Annotated in this window: 12 protein-coding genes and 1 CRISPR repeat array; of the genes, 2 read left to right on the plus strand and 10 right to left on the minus strand. The window is 37.9% G+C overall.

The features are described 5' to 3' along the window. Positions 1–217: 217 nt before the first annotated feature. The gene (locus FFR48_RS17275) at positions 218–715 is read left to right on the plus strand and encodes a hypothetical protein (protein ID WP_096566179.1); all 498 of its coding nucleotides are present in this window, start codon (positions 218–220) and stop codon (positions 713–715) included. 283 nt (positions 716–998) lie between these two features. Here the strand turns inward: FFR48_RS17275 and FFR48_RS17280 are convergent, their stop codons facing one another. From FFR48_RS17280 to csx18, 10 genes are all read right to left on the minus strand, one after another. After that, positions 999–1358 carry a hypothetical protein gene (locus tag FFR48_RS17280; protein ID WP_137668223.1) on the minus strand — a complete coding sequence of 120 codons (360 nt, stop codon included), beginning with the start codon at positions 1356–1358 and terminating at the stop codon, positions 999–1001. Between the two features lie 407 nt (positions 1359–1765). Continuing rightward, positions 1766–3298, minus strand: a complete 1533-nt coding sequence (locus FFR48_RS17285) for a hypothetical protein (protein ID WP_137668224.1) — start codon at positions 3296–3298, stop codon at positions 1766–1768. After that, on the minus strand, positions 3295–5241 hold the full coding sequence (gene cmr6 / locus FFR48_RS17290) for a type III-B CRISPR module RAMP protein Cmr6 (protein WP_201277636.1): 1947 nt from the start codon (positions 5239–5241) through the stop codon (positions 3295–3297). Before cmr6 ends, FFR48_RS17285 begins: the two co-directional genes overlap by 4 nt. Positions 5242–5246: 5 nt before the next feature. Next, positions 5247–5642: a hypothetical protein gene (locus FFR48_RS17295; protein WP_137668225.1), complete on the minus strand. Its 396-nt coding sequence runs from the start codon at positions 5640–5642 to the stop codon at positions 5247–5249. Positions 5643–5889: 247 nt separating this feature from the next. Beyond that, positions 5890–6681 (minus strand): type III-B CRISPR module RAMP protein Cmr4, encoded by a 792-nt coding sequence (cmr4, locus tag FFR48_RS17300; protein WP_137668226.1) that lies wholly within the window; start codon positions 6679–6681, stop codon positions 5890–5892. 11 nt (positions 6682–6692) lie between these two features. Further along, positions 6693–7844: a type III-B CRISPR module-associated Cmr3 family protein gene (locus FFR48_RS17305; RefSeq protein ID WP_137668227.1), complete on the minus strand. Its 1152-nt coding sequence runs from the start codon at positions 7842–7844 to the stop codon at positions 6693–6695. Further along, a complete protein-coding gene (gene cas10, locus FFR48_RS17310) occupies positions 7844–10825 on the minus strand; it encodes a type III-B CRISPR-associated protein Cas10/Cmr2 (RefSeq protein WP_137668228.1) in 2982 nt (993 codons plus the stop codon). The genes FFR48_RS17305 and cas10 overlap by 1 nt, the downstream gene beginning before the upstream one ends. A 330-nt stretch (positions 10826–11155) precedes the next feature. Next, positions 11156–12465: direct repeats of the CRISPR family, unit length 36 nt; unit sequence GTTTCCATTCAATTAATGTCCCCAGCGAGTGGGGAC. 201 nt (positions 12466–12666) lie between these two features. Then, positions 12667–12948 carry a CRISPR-associated endonuclease Cas2, Ssr7093 family gene (gene cas2 / locus FFR48_RS17315; RefSeq protein WP_137668229.1) on the minus strand — a complete coding sequence of 94 codons (282 nt, stop codon included), beginning with the start codon at positions 12946–12948 and terminating at the stop codon, positions 12667–12669. A gap of 20 nt (positions 12949–12968) precedes the next feature. Then, positions 12969–13961 (minus strand): CRISPR-associated endonuclease Cas1, Slr7092 subtype, encoded by a 993-nt coding sequence (locus FFR48_RS17320; RefSeq protein WP_137668230.1) that lies wholly within the window; start codon positions 13959–13961, stop codon positions 12969–12971. A 6-nt stretch (positions 13962–13967) separates the two neighbouring features. Further along, a complete protein-coding gene (gene csx18 / locus FFR48_RS17325) occupies positions 13968–14240 on the minus strand; it encodes a CRISPR-associated protein Csx18 (protein ID WP_137668231.1) in 273 nt (90 codons plus the stop codon). 217 nt (positions 14241–14457) lie between these two features. On the opposite strand from csx18, the gene FFR48_RS17330 reads away from it, so the two are divergent. Next, positions 14458–15645 (plus strand): helix-turn-helix transcriptional regulator, encoded by a 1188-nt coding sequence (locus FFR48_RS17330; RefSeq protein ID WP_137668232.1) that lies wholly within the window; start codon positions 14458–14460, stop codon positions 15643–15645. Positions 15646–15831: the final 186 nt, after the last annotated feature.

A 15831-nucleotide genomic window follows, 5' to 3' on the forward strand; every position in this document is an offset into this window, starting at 1 on the left:
GTGCATTTTTTGGGATTTCAAGAGATGGCAAAGAAATTTTCCAATCTCCTCCTGACTCCTGACTCCTGACTCCTGACTCCTGACTCCTATGCCCTCACGGAAAGACTTTCTCAGCAACCCCTAATTACCAATTACCAATTACCAATTACCAATTACCAATTACCCATTACCCATAATTAGTTAGCAGTAATATTGATAACATAGTTATTGAGATAATATGAAGTCTTTTAAATCTTTAGTTGCAGTTTTAGGTACCGGTGCGGTTCTGAGTTTGCTAATCAATCATCAACCTGCACAAGCTCAAGTAGCTTATGGTAGTTATGTGGGTATTGGTCCTACAATTGGGTTAACTGACGACGATACCCAACTGGGTGGAGTTTTGGCTTTGCGCTACAAATTATTAGAAACACCCGTATCTTTCCGCGCTCAAGCTTTAATTGGTCAAGGTACAGCAATTGTACCTACAGTTTCTTATGATGTTCCCCTCAATTGGCAAACTGATGTTTATTTAGGTGCGGGAATGGTTTTAACTAGTGGTGATACTGCTTCCCCTGTAGGTAATAAAATTAGTTTTGCTTTGCAACCAGGTATTGATTATGTTGTCCCTAATAGTAAGACTGTGATTTTTGGTAATGCTATTATTGCTTTTGATGCTTACCGCAATAGTGGAGGTACGGCTTTATCTTTACAGGGTGGTGTGGGTTTGAGATTTTAAATCATTGACACTCTCCGGGCTAAAGCCACGGAGATTCTACATTCATCGTCAAAACTTGCTCAACCAGGTTTGCACCCTTACGGGTTCTTATCTAAACCTGCTCTGGATTTACTGTTGGGTTTAAATCGCAGTGCCAACTGTCCGGTTTTAATATTGATGACATCACACTAGTACCGCTTCGCGGAAGTCAAAAGTCAAAAGTCAAAAGTCAAAAATAATAGGTCGTAAGCTTTTTAGCGATTGAGAATGGTTGGTTTATTTACGCCGTGCTGTACTAGATAGCCTATTTCAAATCAACTTTAAGTAGGTTTTTTTCAATTGCTACCATTTTTTCACGCAGTATCCGTTTATTGTTGTGAACAATGGTTAGGTACATCCCCTCGTTAGAGTCTTCCTTCCAGGAAACCGAGTAATAATAATCCCCGTTACTCCAAGTGATACCCCGATAACCTTGATCACGCCATCCTGTACCGTCTTCTAATCGGATACATCGGTTTTTTTGGTCACAACCAACATAAACATCAGAATCTATGGTAACTGTGAATTTCCCAGCACGGTAGGTATCGGCTTTGGCTTGTAAGTTGGTGCTGACAATACAAGCGGTGGTTATCGCTGCGGTTAATAATAATCGTTTGAGGTTCATGTTTTCCTTTAAGAATTTGTTGGGGTAGTGTGGGGCGATCGCTAACTTTTGACGATTGCGCCTTTACTTTTATGAGCTATTTGATTTGTTTGGGTATTTTTGATGTTGGACATTTGATGCTCCTGCAAATATAGTGATCCGATTTGATTCATGAATTTTTCGTGGAGGCAGGGAACAGGAAAGAAGGCTGTCAGTATTTATGGTGAGCGAAGCCGAACCATGTACTGAGTTCTGTTCAAAAATCAAATAGGAGTCCTATATAAATTTAAGTTTTGTAGTTTGATATGCAATAGACCTGTCCGAAAATTACATAAGCGTAACCTGAAACCCATTCTTAGGAACAATTCATGAATTGTCCCTACATCTTTTTCGGAGAGGTCTATTGCTGATTGTGCGATCGCCTATTATTAACTTGCATCTTCTAAGTATTGCAGTCCCCATTGATACAAAGAACGCATTAATAAGTTATTCAAATTCGGAGGAGTGCTGATTTCTTTGAGTAGTTCCATCATCAGGTTTTTAATGATTTCTGGGGTTTCTGGGTATTTCACAGGGAAGTCATTATTAGCCCAAATAGCACGGATTTTTCTTGGTGTGATAGATTCACCTTTATGAATAATTAAATTACGATTTTGGCGAATATCGTACAATACTTTAGACCATTTACTATCTTGATTATATCGTTTATACTGACACCACCCTTGCATTAATTCCGCTAAAGTCGGTTCATCTTTATCTTTGGGTATCCAACCTTTGGTATACCATGTTTGATTGATGGATTGCAGATACAATAATTTTTCTAAAATCTGCACAAACTGGATAAATGCTGTGGTATAGTTTTCCCTGTTTAATGTTAATTCTAATATCAGGGTAGACTCCCATAAATTAGTAATTTTGTCATTTTGCAGTTTTTGAAGTCTGACTTTCCATGTTTCGATTTGTTCAGCATCTACTAATTTTGATACATCCTTAGAACCCACCCAATCTTTGAGGTTTTGATAAAATTCTTTGCTGGATTCTCCGTTACTATATTTTGCTAAAAACCCTGCTAATTTAGATAATGCTGAATGCCGATTTTGATGAACTGCTAACCAAATTTGTGCTTCTGAAAAATCTCCTCGTTCCCAAGCAGAAATAATGCGTAGTTTTTCCAAAGACCAGAAATATTCCCCCATTGGAATTAACTGAAAACTTTGGGAATGATTAGCGGTTTTTAAACCATTATCTAACTGACTAAAAAACTCCAGTGGTTCATCAGGACTAGCATTATATACTTTACACTGACGTACCAAAGCAGCCGCACAAATTTCTACACAGGATGCCACTGCTGGCGCACAACCTTTATTTTGTATCCACAGTGTAAACTCTTCGTTCTTTTGGGGATAAAAAGCATCCAGGGCTTCTTTTAATACTAACTGTTCTAATTCTTCGCGAATTGCTAAAGTATCGTTAGCGTTGATTTTGGGAGCATGAACATCAACTCGGATATCAGGGAATAAACTTTTAATCTTGCCTTTGATTAATTCCGCTAAATATAATGTATCCAGCCGCCGATAAAACCAAGATACATCCTCTGGTTGGTCAGTTGCCCATAGTATAATATGTTTTAACCCCTGGGTGACTGCGGTTTCAATTATAATTTTATCTAACAATAATTCAACATTACTAAAATCCCCACCGAGCCATTCTTGACAGTGATCATAATATCGTTTACCCAAATCCCGACCACTCCAAGGATAGGTTTTACCATTTTCATCTTGATGATTACCTCGTTCTATTCCTAATTCTTGATATAATTCATTGACATGAGCAGGATACCCAATGTTACCATCTGCACCAAAGGAACGAATGATACCATCTTGACAACGCCAGCCTATTTGTCGTGTTCCTACGGTGATTATTAGAGTGCTAACTTTATCTGTGTTATTTGTTGTTTTCATAGAGGGAAAATTTGCAGTTTATTTTGTAATGTTTCTAAATATTTTCGACGGGGATTTTCATTAGCACCAAATACAGTTACTACTTGGTAATCACCTAAATCTGCAATCCAGATAGGGGAAGGAATAACCCGATTACCTTGAGTTTTTCCGCAAAGATTACCGTCATAATTATTATTAAATTTTAGCTCATCACTATGTAAAACTGATAGGGCATAAGATTTACCGAATTGTTCATCTCCAGAACATACAAAGATACGACAATTTGCGTCTATTGCTTCTGTCCATTGGTTATTTCTAACTATTCCACAAGTTCTTAATTGTCGAGAATTAAAATTAACACCTAACGCTTGTAATGCTTCATAAAAATTCCTGATTTTAGTTTTGAATAATTCTTGAAACTGTCTAGTATTATCTGGTAATTTCCAAAAATTATTATCACTTTCAGTAATTAAATTACAGCCTAAATTACAGCCACGATACCAAGGTGGACGGGGAGGATTACGATCTTTTCTAGAATATAATGGTCTTCTTGCACCTTGACCAATACCACCTAAATGAAACATTAACCAGGTGAGATTTTTGATTAGTTTCTCTAAGTTCTGTTTTTGAGATTGGGGAATTTCCGGTGAATAGTTTAATGTGAGTATTCCCGATTGTTCACCAAAATCATCATTTCGATTTGCAGCATTATCTCTAATAGTTTTTCCTTCTAATACTCTAACCATTAACCAGCCAAATTGTTTACTTGGGTTAATACCACCAAAGATATTATTTTCCCATTCCTGCACTTGACCAGGTTCTAAAATTCCTAATGCAAAAGTTCTAAACCAATAGCGTAACATTGATTTAAAGGCCACAGGTCGAACTTCTGGATTAGAAATAGTATCTGGTTTTAATTTTCCTTGGCTAAGTCTAAAATTACCATCTCTGTCTTTTTGGTAAGGTTGTTTAATATCTTTTAATTTTTGACGACCATGAATTAACTGGCCTTCTATAACAAATTCAACTCTAAAAAATTCATGATTTTTCTCAAGTTTCCCTGCGGGATTTAATTGACCATAACCAGTATTAATTTGAGAACCTACACCAGCTTGTAAACCTTTGATTAACCACTGTTTGACTTTTTCTAATATATCGTTATCCTGGCAGTTACTAGCTAATCGTAACCCAATCAGAAACATGGGTTTTTCTAAACTGAAAAACGGGTTAGGATTGGGGCTATATTTAGGTGTATTATTGTCCCATTGCCAAATATTATTAGCCATATCTACAGCTAATACATTTTGATTTTGATTTGGTAAAGGATAAGCGTCTAAAAATACAACTTTACCAGCTTGTTCTTTTTTATTATTAGTTTCTACTGAACCAAACCAAGCAGCAATTTGTTTTTCTGCATTTTTCCAGTCAATATTTTGTTGTGCCATGATTTCCCGGATAGCCTGGGTTCTGGCTACACCGCGCAAAGTGCTAGAGGGAATATAAGGAATACCCAAAGCATCAAAAGCAGGTAATAAAATACTTTCTGGTCCTCTATGTCCTCCTACTCTAATGCGCCAAGGACATTGGACTTTAAAACTTTTTTGGGCTATTAATTCAGTACGTTTTGTTAGTTGTTGCAATCGCTGAAAATATTTTGACCCCTTTTCTGCCATTTGTAATATTTGTACTTTGGTAGAGTCCTTATAGTCACTATCGGGCGATCGCATCCACCGCAGATATTCTACAAAACTAGCTTCTGGATCGGGTTTGGGTTCATTGTCTGCATTTAACCAGGGAGAGGGTGTAGCGGGTTGATTACCGCCACTGTGTCCCCCGTGACTACTCGAACTACCACCACCACTACCACCATGACCACTAACGGGAACATTAATTACTTTTCTAGGTGGATTCATATTTGTAGATGGTTGAGGTTTTTTAGGTTGATTAGGTCTTTCAAATACCATTACTTTTAGTCTCCCTTAATATCCCAATAAATAGCAGTAGCCCAAAAACTAAATTCCTGTGCCAAAGCTAATCCCAAACCTGTGATACCTAAATATTCATCTGTACCCAGGGTTTTCAAGGTTTCTAAACCTTGTTGTCCAGATAAATTTTGTTTTCCTGATACCGCTTGCAAGCACTCAAAAAATTTCTGCACTACTTGTCTTTTACCCATCATGCCATCAGGTAATGCCATTTCTTCAGCTTTTAATCGCATCATTCCCCAAGTGGAAAGATAGGTATAAAGTTCCACTGCTTGACTTTTTTGTTGTTTCAAACGAGTGTCATCTTGATTGGGTAAATTCTTTAAATGATTTAAAGCATCGTAAATTGGTATAGCAATTGTTCTAGGGTCAAATGTCATATTAATTTCCTTTTTCTGACTACACTTTTACAGGCTATAAAATTATTGTTTTCATCCTGTAAATCCTGTACTTCGACTTACTTCGACTGCGCCCTTCGACACCGCCCTTCGACACCGCCCTTCGACACCGCCCTTCGACACCGCTCAGGACAGGCTCAGGACAGGCTCAGGACAGGCTCAGGACAGGCTCAGGACAGGCTCAGTACAAGTCGCTCAGTAACCGTAAGTCCTGATTCTGAAAAATTTTCTAATTCTCTTGAGAAGTTGACATCCATTGTTGAACAAATCCCCGTCCTAAACTTTCTTGTCCTCCAATTTGTAAAATTTCATTGGCTGCTAATAAATTTTTCAAATCATCGTAAGATTTTTGTGATTTTCCATTAGCTTGTGATGTAATTCCCCAAGGTAAATACATTAATGTATCTGGTGGAATTGCTTCCTCATAACGGAAACCACCATTTACAGATTTATGTTCATCGAGTTTAATTTTTACTTGTCGCCATAAACTCATTTGAATTAATGTAGCACAATGTTTATCAGGTAATACTAATAAACGTTTTATTGAATCTGTTGCTGATGATTTGGGTACAAATTCTTTTGAGTTTTGCCAAGGTTGTAATTGTGCAGAGTTGATAATTGCATCTTTGAGATAAACCGCAGCATTATTATTAAAGTTACAACTATATTCAGGAGGTATGGATAATTTACCACCTTGTAAACGTTGCCAACGTTGTAATAAAAGAGGACAACTAACCCAAACTACACTATGACTTAATGACGGAACTGGCAACCATAATATAGAAGCATCACCAATCCAAATATCACCCTGTTCTAATTGTCCATCTTCTAAATCATTGCCAAATAGCTGATATTTTGTGTTTTTATCTGTAGCCAATGAACGCACTTTACCCCGCACTGTACTAGAAGGAATGTAGGGTAAATTAGTATGAGATTCACGGGCAATTCCTAATAAGTTACCCTCTTGGGTTGTACCACCTGTATGTAATGGTGAAAGCAGATATAAATAAATGTATTCCATCGTTATTTTTCCTAATTTCCTTGATATTTAATCCACAACATTTCTGAGTAACCCAGTTTTCGCCAGTTATTAACACGATTATCTTTATTAGATCCATTCCTTTCTACTTTTTCTTGATCCTGAAACAACCCTTGAGGTTTATTCAAATAGTACAAACTCCCCGGTGGTGCTGCAAATACTTGGGGTGCAGGAATGCTTTTTGTAATGCTTTTTGTAATGCTTTTTGTATTGTCTTCGTTCTCCCTAATTCTACAACTAATCGGTACAGCTTTATCTGTGGACATACTCACAAAAATACCGTCTTTGATTTTCCACTCCCAAGGATAAGGACGACATAAGTTGATTCTATTTTCATATTTATCCTTGTGGGGTCTTTCAAAAACTCCAGGGGTTACTAAATAGGCTATTGCTTTACCATCATGTTGAAAATTATCATCGGATAGTTGTTGTAACTCTTGCCATTGTTCCCCCAATTCTGGACAAGATTCTACAATTACCCTGTGTCCTTCTCCTCCTAATCTGATTGTAGCAGGTGTTTCAATTTCTTCGTTGATTCCGATTGTAAAACTCCAACCTTGATATAATCTAATAGCGTTTTCTACAAAGTAACCATCGGCATCTTTAACTTGTTTTGTTCCGGGTTCAATGCTATTATGAGAACGGGTTTCTATGGTGTATGGTTTATCTTCGTGTCTACCTTCAATGGCTTGCCAATTTTCCTTATTAATTCTACCAGATTCTAAATATTCTTTGACAACTTCATAAGGTAAATATTGCCTAAATTCAGGGCTTTGCTCTTTACCTGAATTATAGTTTTCTTCTTCCTCCTCATCTTTGCTATTATAGGATTTTACCAATGGACAAGGTTGAGTTTTATCCCAGAGAGCATTATTGATATAAGATTCTTTTGCCCACACTAAAGGTACAAGGTCTATAGAACCCGCAAACCCCAACGGACGGGGTAAATATAAGGTGTTTTCATAACTCAAAAATGGACCAGTAATATCAAATTCACCACCTCCCAACAACCCCCGCAATGCCCCGGCAATAGTATGACCATTGGGAGGAAACACACTACCCGCCCACGCCCTTTCTTGTGGTGAAAATGGTTTGGCATCCCTTAACATTAAAATATCCAACGGTGTCAGTTTGTACCAGTGCATTAATTATCACCTCCTAGTTTGATGTGACGGTTGCGTTTAACGAAAGCCGCAAGTTTGAGCCAATTTTGAATTTCGCTGTCCAAGTCTTCAGTTTGGGTAGTGATAAACAATGCTTTGAGGAAGTCTGCAAGGGCTTCTTGAAATTGCTTTTTGTTGTCTTTGTTTTCTTGGAATTGGTCACGGCGATCGCAAAACAATCTACTCCAGGGTATTATGGCCTCCTGACTCGGTGCTGGGTGCTGACTCCACAGACTCGCTGCTTGTTCAAATATCGCACTTTCTAAGTCCTGTTGAATTAATTGTTGCCACTGATAGAAAACATCAAATTTAGCGGTGGATTTCAGGGTGTTACCGTTTCCGTAGATTACCCGCACTTGTACTGCATCCTTGGCTTTTTTGTCACCGTTTTCATCAATATAAACATGATCTTTGGCTTTTTTTTCTGCTTCCCAGAGACTTTCGAGGGCGATCGCCAACGGTACTGAGTGATGGGCAATTACGATACCAAAGCTGATGGTGGCTGCGCTGCCCATTGTGAATAATGGACGGTCAACTAATTGATCACTTTTGCCCTTAAATTTCCAATAATCACCCTCATTACTAAACTGATCACGGGGATCTTTTGCACCTTTAAAACATTGGCGGATATCCCATAACCATTTATCCCATTCCCACAGATTCGTATAAGCTAAAACATCATCACCACCACCATAAATTAATCTACCAGCATAACGATTTTGTGTCAAATAGGGAACTAATTGATTAGAAAAATCTAATAACGCCCTACTTAATGCGCTGTGGGTACTTGGTCCCATGCGTTTTTGGATTTCTAAGAATTGGGGAAAACTCTCTAAATTAACTGATAATTTTGATGGTATATAATCACCATAGGTTTTGAGTTTTGTTCCCTTTAACCATTCACTCATACTATCACCATCACCTGCGGCTAATACATACCAATCTGATGGATTGTTACTAGGATAGGAATCACTAATAATATTGTTGATTTCTCTTCTATATTCTTCCTTCAACTCAGTGCTATTAGGTAAATCTTCTAATATCCAATCTGCATTAAGTAAGCGGGGATGGTATTTTTTAGGATTCTGGTTTTTATCTATCCAAGGAATACCCCATTTACCTCTCATTTCTGTGAGTGTGGTTTCAAGTTCAGGGTATTTGTTAACTATTGCTTGACAAGCTTTTTCAAAATTTAGTTTATGTCGTGTATCTCCAGCATTAACTTTTAAATACCCCGCCACCCCAGAAGTTAAATCTGGATAAGATGCTGCAATATCTTTTTCTGGGATTCCCAACAAGTGAGGTAATACTTTATGTAACCCCCGCTTTAATACTTCCGTTGCATTTAGTTGTTCTGTACCATCAAAAAACCCTGCATCATGTTTTCCCCATAATTTCTTGGTTTCACCTTCTGTCATCCAGTCTTTTCCCTTCTCTTTATTATTACCAGGATTCACAACTGGACCAATACCAGAAATTGTCGAACGGGGTCCAAAAGCTGTAGGAAGTTCCCAATTTCTCGCGTTTTTTACTGATGCTAAACTAGCACGGGTAGCGTCAAAAATATAAGCCCACCATGAACCTATGTTAACACTAAATTTTCTGTGTTGTTCTTCTAATCTTTGATGATAAGCTTCACGTAAAAATTTTAGTTCTTGTGATTGAAATAATTTTTGCTTTTTACTAACATTATAGGCTTCATTTTGTTGATTTAACCAAGTTTGTAATTGATCATCAACATTTTCAGGAATAGCAGCAGTTTTGAATTGTTTACCTTTACCAATTGGTAATGCTGTCCAGTAAACTTGCCATTGGGATTTTAACCAACCTTGCCAACTATTATGATCTGGTTTTAATTGTCTCATCCAATGACGTTCATTTTGTAATTCTTTTAATACTAAATCCCCAACTTCTAACCATGCTTCTAACAGGGTTTGCTGGGCTGTTTGCATGGCAGCTTGTACTTTGTCTTTAGGTAAAATTAATGATATAACGTTAGGAAATCCGGCGGTTAATAATGATTCATGGGATGGTGGTTTTACCCATTCGGTAAAATCAAAATCAAGTTTTTCCTCTTTTCTCAACCTTTCAATTTCTTGCAATAACCAATGATCTATTAATGGTTGTTGATATAAACTAGGATAAAGTAAGGTATCTGGTCCATATTGATTGGCGAGTTTCCAACAAACTTTAGCTGATAGATAATGTAATAACCAAGAACCCGCCCAAAAATCTCGCATTTTGCGACTAGATTTAATTAGTTCCTGTACTGGACTAAAACTAAATACCGCTAAATAAGGATGAGATAATTCCTCATTTCCTTGCCAACGTTGTACTTGTTCTGCTGTTAAATCATATCCTGCTAATGCGCCGGCTAATGCTGATGTCATACTCAAATGACTCCAAATAGAAGCATCAGGTAAACGAGTTTCTGCCGGCATTAACATTAATGAATTATCTTTATCAAATAAATCACAGGTTGCTTGAGGTAAACAACGCCATAACCACCAAAATAAATGTTTGATGTTTTTAATATCTGTTCTTAAATGATTGTCTATTTCTGCTAATAGTTCTTCTTCTTTTTTCTTTAAATATTCTTGACGTTTTGATTCTATAAGTTCTGTATGGAGTTTGATTTTAAATTCTTGTTTTGCACCAGATAATAAATGGCTGATTTCTAATCCCTTTTCTGGGTTTTTACCTGGGGCATAATTGATACTGGCTGTGACGCTACCCAGGACTGACCTATCACTGGCTGAGGCTATATAATCCGCTAAGAGGATATTTTTTAATACTTTACCACCTGATTGATCTGGGGTTTTACCTGTCTCAACCCAAGGTTTCATAACTTCTAGTTGTTCATAGAAGCTATTTTTACCCCGTCCGCTATTGTTATGTAATGCCTTCAGTATAGGGTCATGCAGTAACCCCCAAATCTTAGCCCGCCAATATTCTGCTGTCATCGGTGATTCCCCTGTGTAGCCAATATTTATATTGTAATGACGGGATTTAGTATTTGTCTATTGATTGACAATATTTAATTTTCAATATAAATCACCTTGAAATCCTTTGTGTATAAGGCTTTGAGGTGTTTATTTAGTTTAATTAAAAATATTGTTTATTTTTTGACATTAATTGCAAATTGTGTATTTTTATGCCGATTTGTTGATACTCAAATGTTATTAAGTAGGGGTTCAGCAGTGCTAAACCCCTACGGTAATTGGTTATGTAGTTAATATCCCCAGCGAGTGGGGACTTCTGCGTGTTTTCTAGATATCCTGCTTTTCGATAAAGTTTCCATTCAATTAATGTCCCCAGCGAGTGGGGACGTTTAAACCGTCGGATTTAGTGGATGAATCTGGGATGTTTCCATTCAATTAATGTCCCCAGCGAGTGGGGACGCTACTAAGAAACAGTGCGATCGCACATGGACAATCAGATGTTTCCATTCAATTAATGTCCCCAGCGAGTGGGGACAAGTTTATGTATAACCATTTGATTTTAAATGGTTATAGTTTCCATTCAATTAATGTCCCCAGCGAGTGGGGACTGGTAGATGATTTTTGTGTTACTCATTTTCTGTTTCACCAAAGTTTCCATTCAATTAATGTCCCCAGCGAGTGGGGACCTATCCGACTAATCCAAGTGGCTAGGGTTTATGTGTTTCCATTCAATTAATGTCCCCAGCGAGTGGGGACCGTACCACAAGAAGGTCGATCATGTTAGTTATTGAATCGTTTCCATTCAATTAATGTCCCCAGCGAGTGGGGACCTCAAGGTACGAGCCTCTCAGAGGCAGAATACGACGTTTCCATTCAATTAATGTCCCCAGCGAGTGGGGACCCCAGTAACTTTCTAAGTATAAAGCTTCCAGCAGAAGATAAAGTTTCCATTCAATTAATGTCCCCAGCGAGTGGGGACGAAAGGTAGTGGCAGAGTCAAATGGAACCTGGGGAGACCAAAGTTTCCATTCAATTAATGTCCCCAGCGAGTGGGGACTTGCCTTGGGAATTATGAGCTCCAGCCGCTACCGGAAGTTTCCATTCAATTAATGTCCCCAGCGAGTGGGGACGCGAAGACGCCCTGGAAGACTTTCCAGGTTTAGACCCTGGTGTTTCCATTCAATTAATGTCCCCAGCGAGTGGGGACTCCTTCTTTTTGCTTACCATAAGCTGGTTGGTTTAGGAGGGGAGTTTCCATTCAATTAATGTCCCCAGCGAGTGGGGACTTAAACGACATCACTTGGACAGTTAACAAAGACTTAGCGTTTCCATTCAATTAATGTCCCCAGCGAGTGGGGACTTGTACATCCCTGGAAGTAATTGATTGGGCGACATTTGGGGTTTCCATTCAATTAATGTCCCCAGCGAGTGGGGACTAACTGAAACAGTCCCACAATTCCAGCCAGTCTAATGGCAAAGTTTCCATTCAATTAATGTCCCCAGCGAGTGGGGACAAATTGTCAGAAAAAGATGGGTGCTGGGTTAGCTCTTGGTTTCCATTCAATTAATGTCCCCAGCGAGTGGGGACCGAGTGCCACTTCAGAGATGAAACTATTTCTTATTTAGTTTCCATTCAATTAATGTCCCCAGCGAGTGGGGACCCCTCCATTTTAAACCCAGACAGTGCAAGGAGTCCAGAGGCGGTTTCCGAAGGTCACGAAAAAAGGTGGACAGATTGCCTTCCCACAGCGTTCAAAAATCCCCATAACCCTTACCCAGCAAGCAACCGAAGCTCGCAACGGAATAATCAACATCTCAGCCATTTTACCTGACCTTCGGCTAACGCCGCGCCTCCCTAACAACTAGACAATAATCGAACTCGGCGTTTCAATCACTGGTATCCCCACTCCCCACGCTTCCACCTGGGAAAGAGTATGTCGAGACAAAGGATAAAACCTGACATTATCCTCCTCTAACTTAACAATCTTCCTTAACCGACGACGTAAATCATTGTACTTCTCTGTATTTAACTGACATTCAAACACAGAATACTGTACACGCTGTCCATATCCTTCCAATACATCAGCTATCTTTTTCCGTCGTTTATCATCAGGAATATCGTAAGCAATCACATACAAAAACATAACACAAACATCAGCAAAAATCAATCAATTCGATATGGTTTATAATCATGAATGGGATTATAAACAAATTGTTTAAAAGCCCTCACTTGCTGAGTCAATAAATCCCATTTTGGTTGTTTAATTCCCTCATCCGTTTGGATTTCTTCAGTCATCCTTTGCAAAAATCCCCGTAAAAACTTTTTCCTACCTGAATCATTCAAATAACACCCCCCATCTTTAAACTCAAAATCAGCTTGAACATCCATAATTTTGCGATTAATTAACCACATTACCAACGAATCTACCAACGGGGCGCGGAACTCCTCAATTAAATCAGAAGCCAAAGCCGCGTGACCATCATTTGCCTGATGTAAACAAGCATAATAAGGGTCTAATCCTTGGATTTCAATTAATGCTAATAAATGATTCCAAAGCACCTGATACCCAAAACTTAACATAGCATTCACCGGGTTTCCTGGCGGACGACGACTACGACCGGAAAACACAAAATCAGGGTTAGTCAGACATTCACTAAAAGCCGAAAAATATTGAGCAGCACCCGCACCCTCAAACCCCATTAACCGTTCTAAATTATCCGCTTGTCCCGCTTGTTGAGCTAAATAATCTAAACTTTCTAAAACCCGTTCTAAAACCTCAGATTCTCTTTTTTTCTTCTGCCTCCTTAACAACACTCTACTATTTTTCAATTTACCTTTAACTATCGCCCTAGCAGTAATTAATCGGTCTATAGGGGTTAATTGTTGTTGATAACGTGATAATTGTCGGTATCCTCTAGAAATTGGTAAAATTCTCCCATAGCAGTAACCCATTTTTGATAAATAAGCAATGGGAATATCACGCCATAAACAAGCACGAATTACTTGGGTGGTTATTTGAGAATAACCAAAAATCAAAATCTGTTCTAACAAAGGCAACTGTACTTCAATATAAACAGTATCACCTTGTTTAACAATCAAAGATTCTTTCTGTAAACAGACATAGCAATTCTGCTCAGAAACATAAAGAGTCTGCATATTAAATTAACGCCACCAACGTTGTAAATTAGATTTCTTTGTACGATGTTCACCTCCAGTACCAGATGTTAATTCTGCATTTTGTTCTGGTTCTAACCACAACACTATTCTATCCGCCATACTGGAAATCCAAAAAGTAGCAAAAGTCACTAACAGAGTATTCATAATTACTGCTGCCAAACCCAAAGGTGCAATTAGCAAAATAACCAGAGTAATAGTTCCATTAACAGTAGAGACAGAAACATTTCTAACAGTAGCGGAACGTCTGGAAATATACATGATGAATAAAAACCTGACCCAAAAGTGATGATATTGACTACCATAACTTCAGAATCACTCAAAAACCAGGAAAAGAAGATAAACTGAATTATGATAATAATCGGCTACAAATCAAGATTTTCAACACTTACAGCTAAACTTTAAAAACTGTTTCAATATTTTCTTTTTGTACGTAGATTATTTTTCATAAACTACTAACAAAGTAATTATTTTGACAATGCCTAAAAAAACTACTCATCTCTACACAGAACGTTTAGCTTTTGAGCGTTTATTAGTGTTAATTGCTACCTTACTCAAATACCCAGGTGTGGGGAGTCCAGAATATGTAGAGTCTGGTGACAACAAAAATCATGATGCAATTAGTATAGTGAGAATATATCTACAGCAATTAGCCCAGGAATTAAACATAGAATTACCAGATAATTATCCAGCAGTTGCCACACTACGCAAAGATTTAGAAACACTCAGACGTTACGGTATCCTGGATCAAAGAATGTATCGTTGGGGTTATTATTTAGGCAATGGTGCGCTGTCTACTGCTGAACTAAAGGTAGCATTTAACGCCTTGGCATCCCAGGCACAATATCAAGGTGATGCCCAAACAAGACGTATTTATGAAACCCTGAGTAAAAGACTGCGGGGTTTGGATATGGAACTCAAGGGAGAATTTTTTTATCCCACCCGTCAGCATTTGAATCGTGCCATAATTCATACAGACCCCGAAGAAATGGCCGCCAAGGGAGAAAACAGAGATACATTATTTCATCAATTACCATTATTAGAACAAGCTATAAGTCAAGGACAAGCTATTGAAATTTCGCGTACTAAAGATTTGTATGGTTCTAATCGTACTGGAAGGTTTCAAGTATTTCCTTTACAATTAATTTATCATGATATTGCCTGGTATTTATTGCATGAACTTTGTGAAAATGGACATTTGGTAATGGGGCGCATTAATCGCTTTAATAGTCATTGTTATCCTGTAAAAATACCAGCACGGGGACTAGAAAAACAAAGAGCAAGTTTAACGAAAGCCTATAAATTATTTGAAAATGGCTGGGGATTAAATTTAGGTGATTCAGAATCACAACAGTTAGAATTAACAGGAAATCTTCAATTTGTTAAGGTTAAAGTACGCTTTTATTATCCTATCTCCAATTTTATTTTAGAAGGAGAGCGTCGTCATTTAAACCAAAAAATTATACTAGGAGAAATTGACAAAAATAATGGAGAATACAAATTTATAGAATACCATGTAGAATTACCACCCCGTTCTTTAGGTGAGTTTATTCGTTGGGTTTATCGGTATATGGACAAAGCAGAAATATTGTCTCCACCTGAATTAAGAGAACAACATCGTCAAGCTACACAGACTTTATTTAATCGTTATTTTCACGAAGTTTAATTGCCTTATTTTTTTAAGATACCCAAGTATAACAGGACTTACGCAAAAGGGAACGAAAGTATTTAGGGTTTGCTGAATAAACCTAAAACCTTGATATATCAAAGGTTAGAGGCTGATAAACACAGAAATTAGTGCAAGGGTTTTGAAGGGTATACCGGAAAAAGTGTGCATTTTTTGGGATTTCAA

The organism is Sphaerospermopsis reniformis, assembly GCF_005402885.1.
GTDB classification, from domain to species: Bacteria; Cyanobacteriota; Cyanobacteriia; order Cyanobacteriales; family Nostocaceae; genus Sphaerospermopsis; species Sphaerospermopsis kisseleviana.